21 protein-coding genes are annotated in these 23,435 nt (G+C 39.3%); 17 read left to right on the top strand and 4 right to left on the bottom strand.

What is annotated here, in order from left to right:
- Nucleotides 1–57 precede the first annotated feature (57 nt).
- The 7 genes from AC3ISB_RS17265 (at nucleotide 58) to AC3ISB_RS17235 (ending at nucleotide 8,862) form a co-directional block, all read left to right on the top strand.
- A complete protein-coding gene (locus AC3ISB_RS17265; protein ID WP_098370837.1) occupies nucleotides 58–249 on the top strand; it encodes a DUF3311 domain-containing protein in 192 nt (63 codons plus the stop codon).
- On the top strand, nucleotides 249–1,742 hold the full coding sequence (locus AC3ISB_RS17260; RefSeq protein WP_141993517.1) for a sodium:solute symporter family protein: 1,494 nt from the start codon (nucleotides 249–251) through the stop codon (nucleotides 1,740–1,742). The genes AC3ISB_RS17265 and AC3ISB_RS17260 overlap by 1 nt, the downstream gene beginning before the upstream one ends.
- Nucleotides 1,743–1,825: 83 nt before the next feature.
- Complete coding sequence (locus AC3ISB_RS17255; RefSeq protein WP_489273773.1) at nucleotides 1,826–3,490, top strand: thiamine pyrophosphate-dependent enzyme; 1,665 nt, start codon at nucleotides 1,826–1,828, stop codon at nucleotides 3,488–3,490.
- Between the two features lie 86 nt (nucleotides 3,491–3,576).
- A complete protein-coding gene (locus AC3ISB_RS17250; RefSeq protein ID WP_489273772.1) occupies nucleotides 3,577–4,758 on the top strand; it encodes a Glu/Leu/Phe/Val family dehydrogenase in 1,182 nt (393 codons plus the stop codon).
- A gap of 58 nt (nucleotides 4,759–4,816) precedes the next feature.
- A complete protein-coding gene (locus AC3ISB_RS17245; protein ID WP_098370702.1) occupies nucleotides 4,817–6,247 on the top strand; it encodes an amino acid permease in 1,431 nt (476 codons plus the stop codon).
- Nucleotides 6,248–6,322: 75 nt separating this feature from the next.
- Nucleotides 6,323–7,765, top strand: coding sequence for an aldehyde dehydrogenase family protein (locus tag AC3ISB_RS17240; protein WP_489273771.1), 1,443 nt, complete (start codon nucleotides 6,323–6,325; stop codon nucleotides 7,763–7,765).
- Between the two features lie 65 nt (nucleotides 7,766–7,830).
- The gene (locus AC3ISB_RS17235; RefSeq protein WP_141993513.1) at nucleotides 7,831–8,862 is read left to right on the top strand and encodes an aromatic ring-hydroxylating oxygenase subunit alpha; all 1,032 of its coding nucleotides are present in this window, start codon (nucleotides 7,831–7,833) and stop codon (nucleotides 8,860–8,862) included.
- Between the two features lie 195 nt (nucleotides 8,863–9,057).
- Here the strand turns inward: AC3ISB_RS17235 and AC3ISB_RS17230 are convergent, their stop codons facing one another.
- Entirely contained in the window at nucleotides 9,058–9,504 is a 447-nt protein-coding gene (locus AC3ISB_RS17230; RefSeq protein WP_098370699.1) for a DUF5392 family protein, read from the bottom strand.
- A gap of 511 nt (nucleotides 9,505–10,015) precedes the next feature.
- Between AC3ISB_RS17230 and AC3ISB_RS17225 the strand changes: the two genes are divergently transcribed.
- The gene (locus tag AC3ISB_RS17225) at nucleotides 10,016–10,396 is read left to right on the top strand and encodes a hypothetical protein (RefSeq protein WP_260399844.1); all 381 of its coding nucleotides are present in this window, start codon (nucleotides 10,016–10,018) and stop codon (nucleotides 10,394–10,396) included.
- On the top strand, nucleotides 10,386–10,856 hold the full coding sequence (locus AC3ISB_RS17220) for a hypothetical protein (RefSeq protein WP_480338713.1): 471 nt from the start codon (nucleotides 10,386–10,388) through the stop codon (nucleotides 10,854–10,856). Before AC3ISB_RS17225 ends, AC3ISB_RS17220 begins: the two co-directional genes overlap by 11 nt.
- Nucleotides 10,857–11,120: 264 nt before the next feature.
- Here the strand turns inward: AC3ISB_RS17220 and AC3ISB_RS17215 are convergent, their stop codons facing one another.
- Together AC3ISB_RS17215 and AC3ISB_RS17210 are read right to left on the bottom strand one after the other, a co-directional pair.
- On the bottom strand, nucleotides 11,121–11,696 hold the full coding sequence (locus AC3ISB_RS17215) for a DUF2238 domain-containing protein (RefSeq protein WP_489273770.1): 576 nt from the start codon (nucleotides 11,694–11,696) through the stop codon (nucleotides 11,121–11,123).
- Between the two features lie 20 nt (nucleotides 11,697–11,716).
- Nucleotides 11,717–12,292 carry a DUF2238 domain-containing protein gene (locus tag AC3ISB_RS17210; protein WP_489273769.1) on the bottom strand — a complete coding sequence of 192 codons (576 nt, stop codon included), beginning with the start codon at nucleotides 12,290–12,292 and terminating at the stop codon, nucleotides 11,717–11,719.
- A gap of 898 nt (nucleotides 12,293–13,190) precedes the next feature.
- Between AC3ISB_RS17210 and AC3ISB_RS17205 the strand changes: the two genes are divergently transcribed.
- The 5 genes from AC3ISB_RS17205 to AC3ISB_RS17185 all read left to right on the top strand — a co-directional run bounded on the left by AC3ISB_RS17205 (nucleotide 13,191) and on the right by AC3ISB_RS17185 (nucleotide 18,635).
- Entirely contained in the window at nucleotides 13,191–13,544 is a 354-nt protein-coding gene (locus AC3ISB_RS17205; protein ID WP_141993509.1) for a GNAT family N-acetyltransferase, read from the top strand.
- A gap of 773 nt (nucleotides 13,545–14,317) precedes the next feature.
- Complete coding sequence (locus AC3ISB_RS17200) at nucleotides 14,318–15,154, top strand: spore germination protein (RefSeq protein ID WP_489273768.1); 837 nt, start codon at nucleotides 14,318–14,320, stop codon at nucleotides 15,152–15,154.
- Nucleotides 15,123–15,602, top strand: coding sequence for a GerAB/ArcD/ProY family transporter (locus AC3ISB_RS17195; protein WP_489273767.1), 480 nt, complete (start codon nucleotides 15,123–15,125; stop codon nucleotides 15,600–15,602). Before AC3ISB_RS17200 ends, AC3ISB_RS17195 begins: the two co-directional genes overlap by 32 nt.
- A gap of 522 nt (nucleotides 15,603–16,124) precedes the next feature.
- Nucleotides 16,125–17,318 carry a M14 family zinc carboxypeptidase gene (locus AC3ISB_RS17190; protein WP_489273766.1) on the top strand — a complete coding sequence of 398 codons (1,194 nt, stop codon included), beginning with the start codon at nucleotides 16,125–16,127 and terminating at the stop codon, nucleotides 17,316–17,318.
- A gap of 252 nt (nucleotides 17,319–17,570) precedes the next feature.
- The gene (locus AC3ISB_RS17185) at nucleotides 17,571–18,635 is read left to right on the top strand and encodes a M14 family zinc carboxypeptidase (RefSeq protein WP_141993504.1); all 1,065 of its coding nucleotides are present in this window, start codon (nucleotides 17,571–17,573) and stop codon (nucleotides 18,633–18,635) included.
- Between the two features lie 226 nt (nucleotides 18,636–18,861).
- On the opposite strand, the gene speB is transcribed toward AC3ISB_RS17185, so the two are convergent.
- Complete coding sequence (gene speB / locus AC3ISB_RS17180) at nucleotides 18,862–19,830, bottom strand: agmatinase (protein ID WP_098370686.1); 969 nt, start codon at nucleotides 19,828–19,830, stop codon at nucleotides 18,862–18,864.
- 419 nt (nucleotides 19,831–20,249) lie between these two features.
- Between speB and AC3ISB_RS17175 the strand changes: the two genes are divergently transcribed.
- From AC3ISB_RS17175 to AC3ISB_RS17165, 3 genes are all read left to right on the top strand, one after another.
- The gene (locus AC3ISB_RS17175; protein ID WP_286176965.1) at nucleotides 20,250–21,596 is read left to right on the top strand and encodes an APC family permease; all 1,347 of its coding nucleotides are present in this window, start codon (nucleotides 20,250–20,252) and stop codon (nucleotides 21,594–21,596) included.
- A gap of 230 nt (nucleotides 21,597–21,826) precedes the next feature.
- Nucleotides 21,827–23,104 (top strand): Glu/Leu/Phe/Val family dehydrogenase, encoded by a 1,278-nt coding sequence (locus AC3ISB_RS17170; RefSeq protein WP_480338717.1) that lies wholly within the window; start codon nucleotides 21,827–21,829, stop codon nucleotides 23,102–23,104.
- A 34-nt stretch (nucleotides 23,105–23,138) separates the two neighbouring features.
- Entirely contained in the window at nucleotides 23,139–23,429 is a 291-nt protein-coding gene (locus tag AC3ISB_RS17165) for an SAV0927 family protein (RefSeq protein ID WP_098370684.1), read from the top strand.
- The last annotated feature ends 6 nt before the right edge of the window (nucleotides 23,430–23,435 follow it).

The following is a 23,435-nucleotide window of genomic DNA, read 5'->3' as shown; positions in this document are numbered from 1 at the left end:
GAAAACGAAGGATTGGATGGTTCAAGTTTGGCATTTGTTGATAAGGATGGTGAACAAATGAAGAAAATAATCTTTGTGATAAGTGCAATACCGGCACTTGGCTCGCTTGTGGTTATCAATCGGATTGAACCTTATGTTTTAGGGATGCCATTTGTTCTTTTTTGGGCCATATTATGGGTTTGTCTTACATCAGTGTTTTTAATAATTGCTAATAAACTTGATCCTGCAACCGAGGAGGAAGAAGACTGATGAATGAAGCCCTGCTTGTTATCCTTTTCTTTCTGGTTCTGTGTATTTGGTTAGGGCTTCAAGCTCGAAAAGGTAAAAATATGAGTTTGGAACAATGGGCTATAGGCGGTAGAGGTTTCGGCAGCTTTTTGCTCTTCTTCTTGATAGCAGGTGAAATGTTTACGACATATACGTTTTTGGGGGCAAGCGGCGGAGCTTATAGATCAGGTATGCCTCCTGCCTTATACGCTTTCAATTGCTTCTATTTTGTAATCGCCTATTGGCTGTTGCCGCCTATTTGGAGATATGCAAAAAAAAATAATGTCATATCTCAATCTGATTTTTATGATAAAAAGTACAATAGTCCGGCTTTAGGAGTTCTTGTGGCGGTAATTAGCGTCATTTCAATTATTCCATATTTGATCATGCAGTTAAAAGGGTTAGGAATTATCGTATCGGAAGCCTCCTATGGGTCCATTTCGCCAAATGTGGCTATAGTTGTAAGTGTCATTGCGATCACAATTTATGTAACTGCTTCAGGGATGCATGGAGTAGCGTGGACCGCGGTCATTAAAGATATCATGATTCTGACTGTTGTCGTCTTCATGGGGATTTATTTTCCTATTCATTATTACGGTGGTTTACAGCCGATGTTTGAAGCAATCGATACAGCAAAACAAGGTTTTTTGATTTTCCCGGAACAAGGTTTGAGTATCTCTTGGTTTATTTCAGCTACGATTATGACAGCACTGGCATTCTATATGTTTCCTCATATGTTGGCGGGAGTGTTCTCTGCAAAAAGTCCAAAATCACTTCGTTGGAATGCTGGGGTTATGCCAATTTATCAAGTAATCATCATTTTTTCGTTATTTATTGGTTTTTCTGCGATTCTCCAAGTTCCGAATTTACAGGGGGCAGAAGCAGACTTAGCTTTATTTAAAATGGCGAAGATGTCATTTGATCCCTGGTTTGTTGGAGTTATTGGAGCATCAGGGGCGATGGCCGCCCTTATACCTAGTTCACTCGTGTTGACGGCTACTGCCACGATACTTTCCAAAAATGTATATAAGGTGTGGAAGCCGAATACATCAGATGAACAGCTTCAAAGACTGAGCAGGATGTTAGTACCTGTCATTTCTATAGTGACTCTATATTTTACGTTTAATGGCGGGGAGTCGATTTTTACGTTGTATCTTATGGCATATAGCTTCATGGCACAGTTGTTTCCAGCATTATTTTTTAGTCTGTGGAAAAAGAATCCCGTTACCGTTCAAGGAGCTTTTGCCGGAATGGTCGTTGGCATTCTAATTGTCATATACTCGACTACTTCAGGTACGACACTTGCTACTTTATTTCCATCTCTACCGCAAGTAATACAAGATCTTGATGTAGGGTTAGCTGTATTATTCATCAACATTGCAGTAACTTTGGGAGTGAGTGCCGTTACAAGAAAAACATCTATTGGGATGGAAGAAGATAATAAACAAGCTTCAGGAATGGACAAAACTAGTTAAATGATAGTGGGAATGAGTCCAATTTTAATATAATCATAAATTACTAGAACAATAACACGTACTTGAAAGCGGGAGGCTTGATTATGAAAGTCAGTGGAGGAAGAGCAGTCGTAGAAGTAATGGCTAAAGAAGGGGTAAAAAAAGCTTTTTGTGTACCAGGTGAAAGTTATCTTAGTGTAATGGATGCACTATATCAACATCCTGAAATAGAACTTATTTCCGCCAGGCATGAAGGGGGTGCTTCTTTTATGGCGGAAGGGTATGCCAAGGCTTCGGGAGAGGTAGGAGTTTGTATGGCAACGCGTGGAGTGGGTGCTACAAACTTAGCTATCGGCATTCATACTGCTGCTCAAGACTCAACCCCTTTGGTTGCGCTTATTGGCCAAGTCGAACGCCCTTTTAAAGAAAAGGAAGCATTCCAGGAAGTGAATTTGACGGGTTTTTTCAGTCATTTATGTAAATGGACGGTAGAGATCGATCGTGTGGAAAGGATCCCGGAATTATTGCAACGGGCGTTCCATATTGCGCGATCGGGGCGTCCGGGCCCTGTATTGGTGGCTTTGCCGCATGACATGTTAGAAGATGAGGCAGAGTTGAACATTAATCCTTCTTATCGCTCGCTTCCTCCTCAACCACATATGGAAGATGTGAAGCAGGCGCTGGATATGATACGAAACGCGGAGCGTCCCGTATTGATTGCTGGTGGAGGTGTGATTCATGCTAAGGCCAACAGGTTGCTTGTACAGTTTGTGGAGGCAATGAAACTTCCTGTCGTTACAGCTTTCCGTCGATTTGACGCGTTTCCGAACTCACATCCTTGCTATGCAGGATGGCTTGGGTTTGGGACACCACAATATTTACTTGATGCAATCCGGGATGCAGATGTAGTTTTGGCATTAGGGACACGGTTCTCTCAAGTAGGAACACAAGATTACACATTGCTTTCTAAAAATTCAAAGCTGATCCATGTGGATATTTGTCCCGATATTTTTGGTAAAGTGTATGCACCTTCTCTTGCAATTGAGGCAGATGCCAGGAACTTCTTGGAACAAGCACTGCAAGCGCCAGAACCAGGATCTATTATTTCAAGCGAAGATCATTTGAAAGAATTGCATGATAAATATATGGAATTTTCTGAACCGAAGGCCGATTACACAGAAGAATTCGTGGATATGGATGGATTGATGCATGATCTTGCCGTCTGTCTGCCGAAGGATACCATCATTACTAATGATGCTGGCAACTTTTTCGGATGGCTATCCAAATATTACCGTTTTGAACAAGAAAACACATACGTAGGGCCAACGTCGGGTGCGATGGGATATGGGCTGCCTGCTGCTATTGGGGCAAAGCTGGCGCAGCCTCACAAACATGTTGTATCAATTTCAGGAGATGGCGGCTTTATGATGACTCTCCAAGAGATTGAAACCGCTGTACGGTATAAAATTCCGACCATATCAATTGTTGTCAACAACAATACTTACGGAACAATTCGTGTACATCAAGAAAAGCATTTTCCAAATCGGGTCGTTGGAACTGACTTGTCTAATCCTGATTTTGCCGAATTGGCCCGCTTATTTGGAGCATATGGTGAAAAGGTTGAAAAAAATAGTCATTTTGCGCCAGCGCTGCAAAGGGCGATTGCTTCTGGGCTGCCGGCTGTAATCGAAGTTGCAGTCAATCCAAAGATTCTATCTGTAGGCCAAGACAAGAAGGTAGTAAACGAAAAGCTGGTATCAAACAATTAATTACCGGCATGACTGCTTTGGTATTGTTTGCATTGGAAGTTAGCAGGAACCAATAAAAGTAAGATATTTTAAGGGAGGTTTCATAGTTGTTAAAACCATATTTAGTTGTGGAATGGAATGATACGGAAACAGATGCTAAAGGCTGGCTGGTCGTCCATAACTTTGTAAAAGGCTACACAGGCGGCGGTACAAGAATGCACCCAACGGTTACAAGAGAAGAGGTCGAAAGGTTGGCCGAGGCTATGGCTTATAAGTATGTAGCCTGTGAGTCTGAGACGACTGGCGGTTGTAAAGCGGGCATTGCCTATGATTATAAATCGCCAGATGCATATGCAGTGTTAAGAAGATTTCTGATTGCGATGATGCCTTATATAGATATAGGGGTATCTTTAGGCAGTGATTTAGGTACCAAATATGAAGATGTGCTCAAAATATTTAATGAATTTGGTATTGATATCCCACTAACGAAATCAATGAAGCAGAATCCGAATGTTCTGCAAGGGATAAAAGACTTCGATGAACTGTTGACGACAAAAATCGACGGGTTGTTTTTAAACGATGTCGTAACAGGCTATGGTGTGGCATTTTCCGCAGATGAGGCATGGAAATTTAAAAGCGGAAAAGGTGGAGCGAGAGTTGTCATTCAAGGATTCGGCTGCGTAGGAGCAAGCTGTGCATTGAAAATGTCCCAGTTAGGTTATAAAGTTGTGGGAATTTCCGATGCAGCTCTTTTGGTAACGTGTGAAGAAGGATTAGATGTCCAAAAGCTAATTGATCATAAGAACATGTACGGAGAAATGGATAAAGAATTTTTTGAACCGCATTATGATGTAAGGCCAAACACGGAATGGCTCGACATAGAGTGCGACATTTTAATTCCGTCCGCACTGGAGGATGTCATCCACAGATCTAATGCTAAAAGCGTAAAAGCGAGCTTGATTGTGGAGGCGGCAAACATTCCCCTTTCTTCTGAGGGAGACGAAATCATTAAACAAAGAGGAATTGATGTTGTCAATGATTTCGTTGCCAACCTGGGGGCGATAAGATTTTATGATGTGGTTATTTTCGGACTAGTTAAACCAAATCCACAAGCTGTCGTTGATGATATTGAAAAACTATGCAGGAAAAATACGTATCACTTGTTTACACAAGCTAAAAACCAAAATAAATATCAAAGAGAAGTAGCTTATGAAATATTTAAACCGACAATCAGCGACTTGCCGGAATATGCAGAGCCTTCCGAAGTGTTATCGGGGAATTCCCGTTAACTTGTGTTAATCATAAAAGTGTTCAGGCAGTTTATCGATCAGAAACGGGAGGGAATTCATGCAAACAGAACATGAAAATCAGCCAAAAGAATTACAGCGTTCAATGAAGAGTAGACATTTATTCATGCTCTCCTTAGGTGGGGTAATTGGAACAGGTCTTTTCCTGGGATCAGGATATGCAATCAGTGAAGCTGGACCCTCAGGAGCGATTGTTGCCTATTTGGTCGGTGGTGTATTAATGTACTTGGCGATGATTTGTCTCGGTGAATTATCGGTAGTGATGCCTGTGTCCGGTTCCTTTCAGGTCCATGCAACGAAATTTATTGGACCCGCCACTGGTTTTGTAATTGGCTGGATTTACTGGCTGAGCTGGGCTCTTTACGTAGGATTGGAATTTGTAGCGGCCGGTTTGCTCATGACTAGATGGTTTCCCGATATACCAGTATGGATATGGTGTGTGATATTTACGGTACTTTTATTCACTATAAATGCTTTAACAACGAGAAGTTTCGCAGAAACAGAGTATTGGTTCTCCGGGATTAAAGTACTTGCCGTTATTTTATTCATAATTATCGGTGCGGCAGCGATGTTTGGATTGATTCATATGGAGGATGCAAAACCAGCCCCCTTCTTTTCCAATTTTATAGGTGATGGACTATTCCCTACAGGATTCACTGGTGTGTTTATATCGATGATGACAGTCGTATACGCATTTCAGGGATCGGAAATCATGGGTGTTGCAGCAGGAGAGACGGAAAACCCGCAACAAAGCATTCCGAGAGCGATTCGAAACATCGTAATACGTGTGCTGCTTTTCTATGTCCTAGCAATCTTTGTTCTATCGGCTATCGTTCCGTGGCAAGAAGTCGGGGTACTGGAAAGCCCATTTGTTACCGTGTTTGAAATGGTAGGCATTCCTTATGCAGCTGACATTATGAATTTTGTAATTTTGACGGCGGTACTCTCTGTTGGGAACACGGGTCTGTTTGCTTGTACCAGGATCCTTTTCTCCCTTTCCCAAAATGGTATGGCGCATTCTGCATTTGGAAAGCTCAATCGGCGCGGTGTACCTTTTAATGCCTTACTCGTCACCATGGTCTTTGCCTTGCTGTCGCTACTTACTAGTGTAGTAGCGGAAGAAACGTTATTTGTTGTGCTACTTTCCATAAGCGGTGTTGGAGGGGTGCTTACTTGGATGGCGATTGCGTTCGCACAGTACAGATTCCGTAAACAGTATATCAGAGCAGGCGGAAAGGTTGAAGATCTGAAGTACAGAGTACCTTTCTTCCCATTTGTCCCGATTCTCTGCATTCTTATGTGTCTAGGTATTTTCGTTTTCACCGCTTATGACCCGACACAGCGTAATTCGTTGTATTGGGGATTAGGTTTCGTCATTGCTTGCTATATATTTTACTATTTTAGATATACGAGAAGGAGAATAGAGGTTCCGGCATTATCGAATGAACCGCCCAATGATTTCGTTCAATAGAAATTATTGTTCATATGCCGACAAAGTGCAACCATAAAGAAAATCTACCATCAATAGAAAGTGGGAGGAAATCGTATGCGTTACTTAAATTATATTAACGGAAAATGGCAAGAACCAACTACTAGGGAGTATAAGGAAAATCTTAGTCCCCATAATGGAGAAAATTTAGGGGAATTTCCATCCAGTGCGGCCACAGATTTACATGATGCAGTGGCTGCCGCAAAAAGTTCATTTCCTGCTTGGAAAAAACTATCGTTTCAGCAACGGGCTTCATACTTGCAGAAAGCAGCTGATATTTTGAAAAAGAATATGCAGGAAGTAGGTCGGGATTTGATAAAGGAAGAAGGAAAAACATTCTTGGAAGGGATGGGGGAAGCCAATCGAGCTGCTAGCATTCTTGAATATTATGCTGCTGAAGCCCGGCAGCCACTTGGGGAAGTGATTCCTTCAGCGAATGCCAATACATTTTTGTACACAACCCGTACCCCGCTCGGTCCGGTGGGGTTGATTACACCATGGAACTTTCCAATTGCCATCCCTGTGTGGAAATTGGCGCCTGCCCTGATTTACGGAAATACAGTCGTGATTAAACCGGCTGATCTTACACCTAAGTCGGTTTATCATGTGATAAAAGCATTTGATGAAGCGGGTCTTCCGGCTGGAGTCATTAATTGTGTATTCGGAAGGGGTTCCGTCATTGGTGCTGCATTAGTGGAACATCCTGATGTGAAGGCTATATCTTTTACCGGCTCGAATCAAGTAGGTCAGCAAATTCAAAAACAAGCCATTGAACATGGGAAGAAAGTGCAAGTGGAAATGGGAGGGAAAAACCCGCTCGTCGTACTAGCCGATGCTGATCTAGAAAAAGCAGTGGAAATTGCTGTAGGCGGAGCCTTTAAGTCCACTGGGCAAAAATGCACAGCCACTAGCAGGGTGATTGTGGAAGAAGGAATATATGAAGCATTCCGTGACCGTCTTGTCGCCCGTACGAAAGAATTAAAAGTGGGCGACCCGCTCAACGAAGAAACATATGTTGGTCCCGCTGTATCTAAATCACAACGCGATGGCGTGCTTGAAATGATTGATGCTGGGAAATCAGAAGCAACGCTATTGTGTGGAGGAGAGATTCCGACTGATGAGGAATTGGCGAACGGTTATTATGTCCGACCGGCTATCTTTGAAAATGTTGCACAGCATGCCCGCATTGCACGTGAAGAAATCTTTGGACCAGTCATCGCCCTGTTTAAGGCAGGAAATTATGAGGAAGCAGTTATGATGGCGAATGATACAGAGTATGGATTGAGCGCAGCAATTTGCACGAATAATTTAACGGCGGCTCAAAGGTTTATTGAAGATGTCGAAGTGGGTCTTGTCCATGTCAATTCGGAAACAGCAGGAACTGAACCGCAAATGCCATTTGGCGGATGCAAAAATTCAAGTGCAGGCAGCCGTGAACAAGGGAAGAGTGCCGTTGAATTCTATACAGAAGTCAAGACAGTCTATATGGATCGGGTATAACAATAAATTGTACCAAGCGTTTTTTTAACTTTAAATTAGATCATAATACAGGAGGGATTTTCAATATGTCCACTAAAGAAAATGTACAGTTCAGCCCTACACTTCCATATTCACGGTATGTTGATCCAAAGGTATTCGATGAAGAAAGAAAAAAAATTTTTAGAAAGAGCTGGATATTAGCGGGGCATGCAAGCCAAGTTGAAAAAGTGGGTGATTTCATGACATTGGATATCGCTGGAGAGCCTATTATCGTTTCTCACGGTACCGATGGTGAACTGCGTGCTTTCTACAATATTTGCCCTCATCGCGGAATGAAAGTAGAAAACTCCGATAAAGGAAATAAAAAAATTTTACAATGCGGATACCATGGATGGACGTTCAAATTAGATGGAAGTGTTTATAGAGCTCCTAATTTTAAAACGAATGAACTGGGCATACACAGCTGTATGAAATCCATACGCTTAGAAGTTCAGAATGCTATGATTTTTGTCAATCTAGACAAAAATGCACCTTCTATGGCAGAAGCATATCAGGAATTTTTAGAGGAAATGAAAGAGTATCCCTTCTTTGATTCACTGAAACTAGTTAGGGAAACCCGCCGTGTAGTTAAAGCTAATTGGAAAGCTGTTGTTGACAATTACCTTGAATGTGATCATTGTTCCATTGCTCATCCTGGCTTTGCGAAATCTTTTGATTTATCAAACTTTTGCACAACGACACACGACAAATTCACCTATCAGTATATGACGGTAAGCAAGAATGGTGAGGGTGACCAAGCACGTTTTTATTGGGTTTGGCCAAATATGATGATTAACGTTTATCCAGGAGACGGGAATGTGAATACCATTCAAGTAATTCCTGTTGATGCTGAGACGTCGTTAGGTATTTATCGTGATTACTCCCTCGATGAAAAAACAACCATAGAAAAAGAAGAATATTTTAAATTTGTTGATCAAGTACGGCAGGAAGATTTTGAACTGGTGGAAAAATTGCAAAAAGGATTAAGTTCCGAGGCATTTACAAATGGTATCTTTTCTCCAACTGAACATGCTGCAGTTTATTTTCATGAACTTATTGATAATAACCTCCAGAACTAACTAGCTGCCAATTGGAAAGCATTTAAAAAAGAAACGTTAATAGGGAAATTCGTAAATTTAATAGCTCTTAAGCAACCAACCAGTGTGATTCGGTAGTTTACCGGAGCATACTGGTTGAGTTGTTTTATTTGTGATGACTTTCTTTGCTTATTTGAACGACCGATAAAGTTATGAAATTTGCGAACTGCCTTTTATTTATTCCGGGTGTGAGGACTTGTTCTTCCATTGTTGTTCTTCAGCAAGAAACTCAAAAAAAACATTCATGGCAGTAAGCGGATGCTCATTTACTCTTTTAAAGTAATTACTTTTTCTGGCATCTGTTAAATAGCTGCTTTTTTTGATTCTCTCCAACATATATTTTTGACTCATTTTCACTATTTCCCTTTTGTTGTGTTTGTTTTCTTTTAATAATGCAAATCCAACAGCTCCCACCAATGCATAGATTCCAAGTGCGATTTTCGAGATGGGTATAGATTCGTTCTTAAATAAAAGAAAAAAAAGATTAATGATGGAAAAGCCTATCATCACCGTCGAAAAAAAACCGTATTTCATATTTTTCTTCAACAAGGGGGACAATGTTGATTGAAGTTGTTCGAGTTCGGCTTGCATGAAGCCCGGTATATTATTTATTTTGATATTCATTGTTTCCTCCTTATTATCTTGCATGAACCCAATAAGTATATGGCACTAAAAAAAATTGTACCTATTTAATGAAACAGGAAAAGGAACCTGATAGTATATATTTTATCGTTTGGAAACGTGTTTGTCATTTAATATACCCCATGGACTTTTTTAGGGAAAAGTAAACGAAATTGACGTATGTGGGTGATGAATGGAATGCCTAATTATATGTGTTGAACTAACTCAGATAGACAGCGTTCTTGCAGTATGAGGATGCCAAATAAAGATCATTTGCCTTAATATATTAACAATGGTATAAATGATGGATGGATTATGGTAAAATGGTCCTCAAATGGAAGTCATGTTTTTCGTTTTTTCATCATTAATAGTTATGGATGGCCACCCTGCGCCTTTTTTTGTCATAAATACGTGACTATTGTGGTATTTTGTTCTTTTAAATCGAGTTTTGGAACAAATCAATATATAATTAGAAAGCGAGATATTAGATTCAAAGATTAAGGAGGGACATAGAATGATGGAATGGGCTCTGATCATTTTGTTTGCTGCAGCAGTATTACTGTTCATTTTATCGTTTATTAAAAAGGATTCTGTAAAAGTGGACAGTCAATTGGAACAGGTTGCTATCACTTTTGGAGATGAAATGAATGTATTACAGGAAAAAATCAGGAACATCGAGATAGATGCTGAAATTACGGTGCAAGAGGCAGGCGTTCTAGCAATGTCTTCCGAAACGCGGATCTTGTTGCGTGAAGTACTCGACCTACATAAGCGAGGCTATTCATTTGAAAGCATCGCACTGAAGACAAAACAGCCGGAAGATGAAATAGAGCGCATGCTTACTCCTTACATAAAAACGAAGAATGAAAGGAGAAATGTGGCCAATGACATCTAAATCAATGCGCAGCTTTGCCGGAGGCATTGTTGTTGCAGCAGGCTTATGCGGTGCAGTGTACTTCTTTGGTCCAGGTGAAGCGACCGGCACATCGGAGAAACTATCAGAAGATGAAATGAAAGAGTCTCTGGCTTCAGAAGGGTATGTCATACATTCCGAAAAAGAATGGGAAGATCAGATTGCTGAAGCACAGTCGGTTAAAGATAAAGCGGAAGCGGAAAAAGAAACGGTAAAAGAACCAGCAGAAAAAGTCATATACCGTACAGTTCTTACTGTGTCTAAAGGCTCGACAAGCATCGATGTGGGTAAAAACCTACAAAAGGCAAAAGTCATTAAAAATGCCAATGATTTTTTTGACGCGGTTGAAAAGAAAGGCAAGGCCAACGGATTACGACCTGGAACGTATGTGGTAGATAGTGCGATGACGACGGAAAAAATAATTTCCATCATATTTAAATGAACATCAAAACGACCATCGATATGATGGTCGTTTCTGTATGTCGACAAAAGGGTGTTATTAATGGTCTCATCCCGAACCCTTTTCTCGTTTTGCTGAGGGAATGATTACCTATGTTTGTTTACTGTTTTATATGGGATGAAACCTCATTAGATTGAAGAAATTTGCGACACTCCTGCCGAATAACTGTTTAGCCGAGACCGTAGAGGAGGCGTGGCAGACAGTCGGCGGAAAGGGAGCGGATTTCTGAAATCAACTGGAACGTTTTTATGTTTTCTTTAACTTAATCTTTGTCCGCACTCCGGCCCACACTGCAATGATAAGTCCTCCAATAGTATCCGCGATTAAATCTATCATTGTATCTTTATTTCCCCCGCCTTGTAGTGTCATTCCGAATAATTGATCAGAACTGAATTCGTAGATCTCCCATATGACACCACCAAGTGCTGAGAAAGAGAGGGTAAATAAAAAGACAAACCAAGGGGAAATCTCTTTGCCTGCATTTCTGTATACCATTCGTTCATATAAAGCAATTCCCGTAAAAGCAAGAAGGGAACCGCTTAGTAAATGTAATAATGTGTCCCACCACCCCAGACCATACCAACCTAAAATAGAACCTAAAAATTGTGAACCAAATAAGAAGATTAAATAGGAAATGATAATTGGCAGATTGAATTGAAGCTTGGTAAATAGGGCCAGTAATAGGGGAATTGCCCCACATACCACACCGCCTATCGAAACCAGAGATTTGAAAGTTTCATCGGCTGTATAGTGAAAAATAGATAATGCTGCCATGAAAAGTACATACACTAAACTTAATGAAATAACTAGCTTACGTTTCATATGATTACCTCAACAAATCATCATAATTTTAATTTTTGTACACTAGAATAAATGGAAATAAGCAATCCGCCTGTAAGACCGAAAATTATATCGTACATGGTATCTTTATTACCGCCTCGCTGCATGGTTTGAGTAAAAGTGAGATCTCCTGCGAACTCATATATTTCCCAAAGAACAGTGGCAATGACTGAAAGTGAGAGAACAAAAAGAAAGATGAGCCACCTTGAAACATCTTTTCTCGCTTTTTGCGGGATGAATAGTTTATAAAGAACAATCCCAACAAAACCTACGAAGATACCTTTGTAAAAGTGAACGCCAGAGTCCCACCATTTAAAATCAACATAAAAATTTGCGATAGATCCTAAAAATGTCGTACAGAAAATAAAAACATAATAACCGATTATGATTGGAATGTTAAAGGGGTTATTTTTTACAAACAGTAATGAAATGGGCAAGGCACTTACCAATATTCCCCCTAGAGCCACCATCCATCGCGAAGAATCATCTTTTATGAGATAAAAGATGAGTAAACCAGTCATGAATGCTATAAAAACCAGACTAAAAATAATGATTATTTTATGTTTCAATATACTCACCTCATTCGTAAATATTCATTACGATCATATCCAATTCAGCCAAATGCAACGCGGCAAATTGAATTTTGGGGGTATTTTTATGATGTTCTTTTTTTAATCCTCTAACTCACATCAGTGTTATCATTGTTGGCTACCATGGTGCTTTTTACTGATATTTTTAAATTTAGCCGTGATAAACAATAATAAAGGCATGACCAGACCTAAAATCGATACTCCTTATTTTTGGCTATTCATTTTAAAGTTATTCACACAGAAATTAATTGCCTTTCTTCAACAATCCATCCCCGTTTCATTATCCGGGCCCGTTTTTCCCAGGATTCACCTCAACATTCCGACATGTCATTAGAATCAATTTCATTGGTAAAGGTATAGAAATATATCGCGAAATCGCTTTAAAAGAAATATAATGAATTGCCAATTATTTAGTAGTGCTAGATTCAAAATAGAAAATAAACAACCTGTATTTTAAAAAGTGCCGCACTCCTATATGTATTATGTATGCTTGTTTATAACCTGCACAATTCTCAAAACCGAGACAAAATGTTCATGCATTGTAATGAAAAACATACAGGAAGATATTCTTGTCCAAGAGAAAGTATTAATTTCTTAGTCCCGAACCTTAATGTTCAGTGAGTATTTTTTTTAACTGCCACCTAATTTTTCACTGATGCGCTCCTTCGCGATTTTTGAACTGGTACAATTCTTGCATATTATTTTTGTGTATGTCTCTTGTGTGTATATTGAGTAAGGAAAAGAATAGGAATCTGTTAAACACACAATTATTGAAAAATATTTATTTGACGTTTAATTTGCCCTTGGTTATATGTCAGAAAATTAATCCGGATTCATAAAGGGAAGGCGAAGCAATTAAATTTAAAAAGGTTAGGAGAATTTTCGTATGAAAATACCAGTGGAAAATATTGTAGAGTTAACTGTAGAACATCAATTCTTACAGGCTTATCCTATATTGAGTCAGTTACGAACTGATTTGACTTTAGAGGAATATCTAGAATTATTAAATGATATGCGTAAGGAGGGTAAACAGTTATTTGCTTTATATCATGATACAAGCATCGTAGCTTTAGCAGGTATTAGCTGGCGTGAAGATTCATATAATGAACGCTATGTTTTTGTACAAGATTTGGTTACTGATGTAAATCATCGTCCTAGTGGCCTTGGATTTAGTCTGCTCAGTTATATACATAATTGGGCAAAAGAACATGGAGCTGAATATATTACAATGGAATCTTGAATTCGGTGCCTTGATACCATAAATTGTTCATTTCCTATTTTTTTTAGGATGGGCTAGCACCTACTGGGTGTAGCCTTTTTTTTGTACATATGCACCAGCAATGAAATTTTAAACTATTTATAGAGTGCGGGGAAAATGGGAACAAAACATTTATGAAATAAGGGTGAAAAGACCAGGTATTTATAAACTTATAATCAAAAAAAATTGAACAAGTTTAAGGGAGAATTCTTTGCCATATTCAAAGGCAAGTTGCCCTGTCACCCAAAAATTTAGTTGAAAGCTCATAAAAACTCTGTGGAGGTCTGCAGAGTTCTTCTTCATGTTTTTATGCCCCAAAACCATCCAACTTTCTGTCACTTAGTTCAACAAAAAAATAGAAGTTTTTGCTCTCAAAAATGAAAAAAGAACAAAATAATTATGCAAAATTGGCGATTTATGCATTTACTCATAGAATTCCACTAATACGACTTTTTCATTTTTCTGATTTCCACAGTGTAATCAAAAAGCAGCGACATTCCTGTCATTAATCTTTCTCAACAAAACTAGGTTCAGAAAGGTTAATCCGAGGCACCTCCAGCAACCTTTAATTAAATGATCGATCTTCACGAATAAGCGTTTTTTTGTTGAACAAAAAAGTAGAATTTTGATAAAGATTATCATGTCTACAATGATTTAGCTCTTTATAATTGCAATTAATTTTACTTAGATGGATATAATTGCAGCCAAGGTGAAAACATAATTTTAATAGGCTATTGGTTATGAGGGGGTAAGCATTGAAATCTCGAGTTCCTATCCCATTGAGGAAGTTAATTGAAGGTAAACAATCAGTGAAAAATAAAAACCAACAAGAAGACTTAAATCAAAGCAAAAATCCAAACTCCAGCAAAACTAAAAATCTAAACCAAAATCCAATTCAAGCCGAAAATCGAAGTAAAGACTCAAAGAATCATGAAACAAAACTTATATCCTCTGATCTTCAATATAATTTAGACCATATTAAGAAAACGTTAGGGAATAGTTCAGACTTAGTTATAAGGGATTTTCAAGCAGGTAAAAATGGGGAAATTAAGTTAGGCATCGTTTACACAGATGGATTAACGGATTCGGTATCCGTCCAAGACTTCATCCTCGACACTTTGATGATTGAAATTAGGAACTCGGATTTGGACGTAGCGGTCTTTAATCCCGCTGACTGTTTTGAAATGATAAAATCACATACTCTTCCTGTAGGGGGAATAGGGGAAATAAATGATTTCCAAAAACTTTTTAACCATGTTTTATCGGGAGACACGATGTTATTGATGGATGGCTCCCCAAAAGGAATAGCACTCGGCTCAAGAGAATGGGTCGATCGCGGAGTTCAGGAACCTTCCTCACAAACAGTAGTAAGAGGCCCGAAGGATGGGTTCACTGAAACGCTGCGAACAAATACGGCTTTAATAAGACGGAGAATCAAAGATCCTAACCTTTGGCTTGAAACAAAACAGATTGGTGAAAAAACGCAAACAGACGTTGCAATTATGTATCTGAAAGTATCACTCTTTAGCACTGCCTTATGTTCAGCTTGTTTTCTTTTTAATGCTCACGCCATATATAAAAGAAAAGGCTGAAATGAAGAAAAGCTTTTATTTAGGGACTTTATTAGGTGGCGGCGTTCTATTGTTAGTGATCATTTTCAGTATCCTCGTATTGGATGCTGATAATACAGCAAGATTAACCTATCCTTCTTATAAACTGGGGATGAGGATAAGCATTGGTAATTTTTTTGAAAGGGTCGAGGACATTGTGGCATTCATTTGGGTTTTTACAGAGTATTTTAAGTTGACCATTTGCTTTTATGGACTCGCCTTAGGACTAGCTCAATTGCTAGGTATGCAAAATTACAAAATTCTTCTATTCCCATTAGCTTTTCTAATTCTCGCTTTTACCATCTTTTCGCATCCCGATATAGTACATTATCAAAACTTTATAGCTACAGCTTGGACACCTTTTTCCTTAACGATTTGTTTTTTTCTGCCATTGTTATTATTAGTGGTTGGGAAAATTAGGGGAAGGTAGGAGCAGCTTGCATCACATTAGATATTTTCAAGCGGATGTTGCATCTGGATGCGGCTTACAGATTTAATCCCAAATGGGAAAGGATTCGCTACCACATGGCGAAATCACAGCCTAAATTTTACATGTTAAAGGACTTCCGGGAACTATCCGTGATACACATGTCTCGGATCTTTTTGCATGGAAAAATCGGCACTTTTTTCAAATCGCAGATAAGCATGACCTGAATAATGATGTAGCGGAAATCTTATAGTTACTTGGCGATTTGGAAAGTTTTGCTGCTTCATAGATAAAACCTGTACAGATGAAGAGGAGGAGGGATATAGAGAAAGGCAGTAGTGGTACGGTTTAGTCAGTTCGTCTTGGTAGTATGATTTAAGTCCGTCCAAGTGGACATTACTACAATGTTTAAAAACATATGCCCGATCATTAAAACCCATAATACGACATCAAATTCCAACATATTTCTCCTTTGCCATTTTGTATAATGAGATAGAAAAATATTAAGGGAGTGATTGTTGTAATATGAAAAACAGGAAACTTGTTTCAACTCTAGGAGTTGCCGTTTTATCGGCGGGTATTGCGGCACCAACATTTGCAGCTAATGAAGTATCCCCAGGAACACCCATTCAACAAACTTATTCGGTTTCAGGTTTTACAGATCATGCTGAACTAGGGAAAAAGCTAGAACAAATTGCGAGTAATAGCCAAGGTAAAGTAAAAGTGGATGTAGCTGGATATTCTAATAGAAATAGAGAAATCTATAAAGCAACCGTGGGAACAGGTGACAAAGTCGTTTTAATTCAAAGTGAGATTCATGGAAATGAGAAAACTGGTACGGATGCCATCTTGAATATCTTGAAGTTTTTGGGGACCAATTCTCCTGAAGCGGAGAAAATTCGCAAAGAAATTACCCTGGTGGCTTTGCCTAAAATGAATCCGGATGGTGCTGAATTGAACCGTCGGGGAAATGATATGACCTGGTCAGAGGTCGTGGAACAGTTTCCACAGTTAGCAGGAGCGAATCCATCTTGGAACTATTATACATACAAAAATGAATCATTCGATTATGAGTCCAATCCTGGTTTCGATGTGAATCGTGACTTTAATCCTGATTTAAATTATATTCCTCAAGCTAAAGACTTCCCTGGAAAATCATCCACCCCTGGTTGGTTCATAACACCTGAATCACAAACAACGCGTGATGTTTACAAGTCTCTCCTGAAGCAATACGGAAAGGTGGAGATTTTTGTGGACTTGCACCACCAAGCTCCCTATTATGAAGTTGATGGAACGGATGATTTAGTCACATACTCGCTTTCCGCTCAATTTGTTCCTGATCCAAGCTCGCCTTCAGGACAAGAGTATGCCAAATATGCAAAAAACTATAATTATGATTTTTCCAGACAATTGAATGTAGCGGTATATAATGCGATGAAAGAACAAGGTAATTCTCCATATGGAAATATATCCTTATATCCGCAAAACCAAAACCTTCCTGGAACGGCTTTAGGAGCCTTTGCTTTAAACGGAAGTGGGACAGTACTCTTTGAAGTCAGAGGCCAAACACAGTCTTTTGGCCAAAAGAAAAAAGGCATGCTTATTAAAGCAGTGGAAAGAGGGTTATATGGAATAATTGATGGAGTTACTGATGGCTCAGTATATAAAATCAATCCGGAACAATACGAGTCAATTCCACTGACGGAGGGCAGGCAATAATAAAAATTGATAGTTTTATCAACTTAGTAACCAGACGGGTACCCGCCTGGTTTTTCTTCATGATTGGTTTCGTCAAACAGAAAATGCCTTTTTGAATATCGCCATTGTAGAAGTAATTCCTTTCAAGTTATATGGTGCAGAAGAAAACTTTTTGAAACATAGTTATTTTTCACTATTAACACAAAGTGTTAAAAATGTCAGAATATTAGTAATAGTTATTTTTTAGTAATTGAATTATAAGGAGGGTTTTTATTGAATTTTAAAAAGAAAGTCCTATCAGTTTCATTATCTAGTTTAATGACATTAAGCGCAGTTACAGCTGTTGCGCTGCCAGTCGGAGCGGTTGGAAATGGTCCCAGTGCTGGAAATGGTCAAGTGACAACTTCAAATCTTCATACATATGAAAGCCTGGTAAGCTATCTTAAAACGCAGGATGCTAAACAAGAAAGGCTGGCACTGGAAGTAATCGGCGAAACGGTAAAAGGGAGGGATATTTACCTAGCGAAATACATTTCAAATCCCAAGAATCCTACTATACTATTTTTAACTCAACAGCACGGAAATGAACAACTGACTACTGAAGGTGCACTCGAATTCATTAAACATCTAGGCACGAATAAGACTAAAGGTTTATTGGAAAATGTTAATATACTGATCATTCCCATGTTAAATGCAGATGGGGCAATGGGAGATGTTAATTTCCCTCTTGATGACTATTTAGCAAAAGGTGATCGACATCTAACACGGGCAAATGCAAATGGGATCGACTTAAACCGTGAGCATGATAAAAAAACTGATTCCATGCAAGTGGAGGTAAAGGCTTTACACGAAAATGTATTTGCGAAATACGATATAGATTACATGATAGATTTACATCATCAAGGGACGCTAAGCGAAACAGATGGTGAACTTGTTTCAGGTTCAATTCTTTATCCTACAAACGCTAATGTAAAGCCTGAAGTATTAGAAGCGTCAAAAAAACTGGGTGCTGTTGTATATAACTCCATTGAACCAACTGGTTGGGGGCATATTGGTAGGTATGATGGCGGTTCTGGAGAAAATATAGGACGTAATGGTGCAGCCGTTCGTTATGATATTGCCACACTGCTCTTTGAGATGCGAGGTATGTCGGACCACAATATCGAGTCAGTGGCGCTTGGACAAAAAAGTAATGGCTATCTAATAAAGCAAACGGTAACCACTTTGGATGCAGCTGTCAGAGCTATTGCCGATGATTCAATAGAAACTGTTGATGCAAGCTTTTGGGATACCCTGCCAACACAATACAATCGTCCTGGGGCAGAATCAGACGAATAAAATGATGACACATCCCATTCTTTCAGATGGGATGTGTTTTTTTAATTTTCCCACATCGATAGCTCGAACTTGTTCATCAGTTTATATGAAATGATTTATAGAGGAAATGCAGGACAAGATTAAAGATGATATAGAAAAAAGGCATCTGCTTTCACTACAAGCAGATGCCTTTTGAACGATAACGTATCGACCTGAAATATCCCTCTTTAATAATTACCGCTTGCTTCTATAAACTTTTTTCGGATGAATTCTCCTTTTTTTGTTCTTCTTTTAGCTGTAAGGCTACTAAACTGGCAAAGTCATGAATGATGGTGGCTGCCAATAGTGATGTAATTTGTGTTGGATCGTACGGCGGGAGGACTTCTACCAGGTCGAACCCAATAAAGTTGAATCCTTGCAGAGAACGTATCATCTCTAGGGTATCAAGGCTATTTAGACCGCCGACCTCCAAGGTGCCAGTTCCAGGAGCACATGATGGATCTACAAAATCAATATCAAAGGTCAAGAAACAAGGTGTATCCCCAATGGTTTTCTTGACTTCCTTCACGACATCTTCGATTCCTCTTTTCTTCAGCTCGGGAGTTGTTATCACATTGTAACCTAGATCTGTACTTGAATCTATATCTCCTGGATGATTGAGCGTACCTCTGATGCCAATCTGGAAAACTTTATCCGTTTGGAGCAAGCCTTCCTCATATGCACGGATAAACGGGGAACCATGCCAGTATTTTTCATCATAATAAGTATCCCAGGTATCTGTATGTGAATCAAAATGAAGAAGTGCAACAGGACCGTGTATTTTTGCGGCAGCTCTTAGATTAGCCAATGTTACGGAATGATCTCCCCCGATGCCTATTGGAATGATACCGTTTTTCATCAAGTCAGCCATAGCCTTTTCAATTAACTCATAGCTTCGATGTATATTATGGGGAATCACCGAAACGTCCCCAATATCAATTGCATTACATTCGTCAAACGGAAATACCTTGTGAATGGGATGGTAAGGAAATAACGTCATGGATGCCTGGCGGACAGCCTGTGGAGCAAACCGGGCTCCTACCCTGAATGATGCAGCTGTATCAAAAGGCATACCTATCACTGCCAATTTGGCATTTTCCCTTGAAGAAGGTAAGCGCATAAATGATCCGGTGGTACAAAACTCTGGTTTAACATCAGGGGATAAAGGATATTTCATTTTTCTATTCCTCCATTTTCTTATAACGATAATAGTTTTGAAACTCATATAAATGAATTCCTATGGATGATTAATTATGCAATTATCATGCCAGGTCACAGTAAGTGATTTAAAGAGGGTTTTTCCAGTTATCATTGGCTTGGGTTATGCAAAGGCGAATAATTTATGGGAAATTGAATCGCCGATGAAGAGATGCTACAAAACTTCATTTCTATGAATCAATCATGTGCCGTTAAGAATACAGGAATTAAGTAGCGTTTTTGGCGTTTTTCGTTTGTAGAGTAAACCTAAATCATGTGGCACAGAAATTGCATTAAGGTATACAGGTAAAACTTTTAAAAAAGAGGGAGGCATGGGGATTTATCTAGTTAAGAAATTGAACTTACTGATTTGAAAGCGGTTTCAAGGAGGAATGATAGGTGGAAAATGAGGTTACTTTGAAAAGATCACTGAAATTATGGCAAATCGTTATGATGGGGTTAGCATATATGACCCCCATGGTCGTATTTGATACATTTGGAATTGTATCTGGGATTACGGGAGGCCATGTGCCGACTGCCTATATCTTTGCATTGGTGGGGATGCTTTTTACAGCGGCAAGCTATGGAAAACTTGTAAAGGTTTTTCCTGCTGCAGGTTCTGCATACACTTATACGCAAAAGGCCATAAACCCGCATTTAGGATTCCTGGTAGGATGGTCTTCGTTGTTAGACTATTTGTTTTTACCTATGGTCAATGCATTGTTGACCAAAATTTATCTTACAGCATTATTTCCAGGAGTTCCCACGTGGATTTGGGTCGTATTGTTCGTAGCAATCGTCACCATTCTCAATCTACGGAGTGTCAATGTACTTGCAAACTTTAATGCGCTTTTTGTTTTAATCCAGATTGCCATCATGGCAGTGTTCATCATTCTTGTCGTCAAAGGTTTAAATGATGGAGAAGGTACAGGAGAAGTGTTTACGATAAAGCCTTTCGTAAATGAAGGAATGGACTTTTCTGCAATAATAACCGGGGCCACAATTCTTTGTTTTTCCTTTTTGGGATTCGATGCGGTAACGACACTATCTGAGGAAACCCCGGATCCGAAAAAAACGATTCCAAAAGCGATATTTTTAACTGCACTTTGGGGTGGAATCATCTTCATTACCGCATCTTTCTTTATTCAGCTCTTTTTTCCGGATATATCCCGTTTTAAGGAACCGGATGCTGCATTACCGGAAATCGCCCTTTATGTAGGTGGGAAGCTTTTTCAATCCATTTTTCTTTGTACGACTTTCGTCAATACGCTAGCCTCGGGACTAGCATCGCATGCCAGCGTTTCCCGTCTTTTGTATGTTATGGGACGTGATAAAGTGTTTCCGGAAAAATGGATTGGGTTTATTCACCCTAAGTGGAAGACGCCAGCCATTAATGTACTCATAGTTGGAGTCATTTCATTGTCGGCTTTATTCTTTGATTTAGTGACAGCAACGTCACTGATCAACTTCGGTGCATTAATGGCATTTACCTTTGTAAATCTGTCAGTGATCAGCCATTTTATCATTCGGGAAAAGAAACATCGAACGATAAAAGGGTGTATTCAATACTTAATCATGCCTTTAATTGGAGCTATAGCAATTGGCATTCTTTGGATCAACCTTGAGACAAGTTCCCTAATAATGGGGACAAGTTGGTTCATTATTGGTTTTTGTTATCTATTATATATCACAAAGGCATTCCGGAAGGCTCCGCCCCAATACCAAGTTGAAGAAATTCAGCTATAAGACTTTGCAAGGATAAAACGCATCCTAATAAGGATGCGTTTTTTTGTATTTAATCATCACTGTTTACATATGCAAACCTGAATTGCTTATGAATTAATACATATGTCCTGATGGTTGTATGTGTGATATTGATGATTGCAAATGGCGGTATATGGCTATCCACACGATATCTTCAAAGCTGGCATGAAAGTTGCTTAAGTAAGTTATAAGAATAAAAGTGAGGTGCTAAAATGACAGGGGAAATTAAGGTGATTGAAAAACGCCAATCGGATAATCCACTGCAAGAGTTCCAGGATATCTTAAAAGAAGCGATTCATGTTTTGGACTATCCAGATCAGGTTTTTGATTTTTTGAAAGTGCCAATGCGTTTTCTGGAAGTCAGTATTCCTATTCAAATGGATAATGGGGAGACAAGGATGTTTCAAGGGTATCGGGCTCAACATAATGATGCAGCCGGTCCAACGAAAGGGGGGATTCGGTTTCACCCGGATGTCACTCCTGAAGAAGTTAAGGCATTGGCCGGATGGATGAGCTTGAAATGCGGAATAACCGATCTTCCATATGGAGGGGCAAAAGGTGGCATTGTGTGTGATCCCAGACAGATGAGTTCATCTGAGCTAGAACGATTAAGCAGAGGGTATGTCAGGGCAGTTAGTCAAATAGTGGGCCCTACAAAAGATATTCCGGCACCTGATATGTATACAAATTCACAAATCATGGCCTGGATGCTGGATGAATACGATCACATCAGGGAATTCGATTCACCCGGATTCATTACAGGAAAGCCTCTGAGATTAGGAGGATCGAAGGGCAGGGAAAAGGCCACTTCCAAGGGAGTATTATATACACTTCAAATGATATGTGATTTAAAGGGGATTCCTATTGAAGGCATGCGGGTAATCATTCAGGGATTCGGGAATGTTGGCAGTCATTTAGCGTTATATTTACATGAAATGGGGGCTAAGGTTGTCGGTATTGCGGATGAGCTTGGAGGCTTATATGATCCGGATGGCTTGGATATTCCTTACCTTTTGGAGAATAGGGACTCTTTTGGGGTTGTTTCGAACTTATACAAAGATTCATTATCCAATCAAGAATTGTTGGAAAAAGAGTGTGATGTGCTGATTCCCGCAGCTATAAGCGGAGTGGTGAATAAAGATAATGCAAACCGATTAAAATGTGAAATCCTGATCGAAGCAGCAAATGGGCCGACAACAAAGGAAGCGATTAAGATTCTCGATGATAAAGGTATAGTGCTAGTCCCGGATATTTTGGCGAATTCAGGAGGGGTGATAGTCTCGTATTTTGAATGGTGCCAGAACAACCAAGGTTATTACTGGACGGAAGAGCTTGTGGATGAACGATTGAAGGAAAAGATAACGGCCAGCTTTTTGAATGTATACCATACTTCACAAAAATATTCCGTGAACATGAAGGTGGCTGCTTATATTGAAGGGATTCGCAAAATAGCAGAAGCATCCCAGCTTCGAGGTTGGGTCAGATTCTGAGCGAATTACGGCTTACAAGAAAGGAGGCAATCCGTTGAATTTTGATATTCTTTCCGAAAATAAAGAAAACCAGGCTATTCATCATTATTGCTTATTGTCACAAGATTATAGATATGATGTGACCATTGTATATTCGGCCCAGTTTTTCGGTAAAGCAATGGTGACTTCCATGCAAAGCGGAAGAATGATCCTGCTTTGTGCCAATGATATTAATTTAGATCAGTACTGGGCTCCGACCCTTGGGATTGAACATGAAGATATACATGAGTTCCAAAACTTTCTCAAGTTGGTCTTACAAACCCCATTTCATTTAGAAGAATACTGAAGGAAG

The organism is Peribacillus sp. GL_122, from assembly GCF_057835005.1.
This window is presented reverse-complemented; position numbering and strand designations above follow the sequence as displayed.

Coding starts and splice junctions, on each gene's coding strand:
- AC3ISB_RS17190 (WP_489273766.1), top strand. CDS start 16,125: ATGAAAAACAGGAAACTTGTTTCAACTCTAGGAGTTGCCGTTTTATCG.
- AC3ISB_RS17240 (WP_489273771.1), top strand. CDS start 6,323: ATGCGTTACTTAAATTATATTAACGGAAAATGGCAAGAACCAACTACT.
- AC3ISB_RS17235 (WP_141993513.1), top strand. CDS start 7,831: ATGTCCACTAAAGAAAATGTACAGTTCAGCCCTACACTTCCATATTCA.
- AC3ISB_RS17220 (WP_480338713.1), top strand. CDS start 10,386: ATGACATCTAAATCAATGCGCAGCTTTGCCGGAGGCATTGTTGTTGCA.
- AC3ISB_RS17215 (WP_489273770.1), bottom strand. CDS start 11,696: ATGAAACGTAAGCTAGTTATTTCATTAAGTTTAGTGTATGTACTTTTC.
- AC3ISB_RS17205 (WP_141993509.1), top strand. CDS start 13,191: ATGAAAATACCAGTGGAAAATATTGTAGAGTTAACTGTAGAACATCAA.
- AC3ISB_RS17170 (WP_480338717.1), top strand. CDS start 21,827: ATGACAGGGGAAATTAAGGTGATTGAAAAACGCCAATCGGATAATCCA.
- AC3ISB_RS17260 (WP_141993517.1), top strand. CDS start 249: ATGAATGAAGCCCTGCTTGTTATCCTTTTCTTTCTGGTTCTGTGTATT.
- AC3ISB_RS17265 (WP_098370837.1), top strand. CDS start 58: ATGAAGAAAATAATCTTTGTGATAAGTGCAATACCGGCACTTGGCTCG.
- AC3ISB_RS17225 (WP_260399844.1), top strand. CDS start 10,016: ATGATGGAATGGGCTCTGATCATTTTGTTTGCTGCAGCAGTATTACTG.
- AC3ISB_RS17195 (WP_489273767.1), top strand. CDS start 15,123: ATGCTCACGCCATATATAAAAGAAAAGGCTGAAATGAAGAAAAGCTTT.
- AC3ISB_RS17230 (WP_098370699.1), bottom strand. CDS start 9,504: ATGAATATCAAAATAAATAATATACCGGGCTTCATGCAAGCCGAACTC.
- AC3ISB_RS17245 (WP_098370702.1), top strand. CDS start 4,817: ATGCAAACAGAACATGAAAATCAGCCAAAAGAATTACAGCGTTCAATG.
- speB (WP_098370686.1), bottom strand. CDS start 19,830: ATGAAATATCCTTTATCCCCTGATGTTAAACCAGAGTTTTGTACCACC.
- AC3ISB_RS17255 (WP_489273773.1), top strand. CDS start 1,826: ATGAAAGTCAGTGGAGGAAGAGCAGTCGTAGAAGTAATGGCTAAAGAA.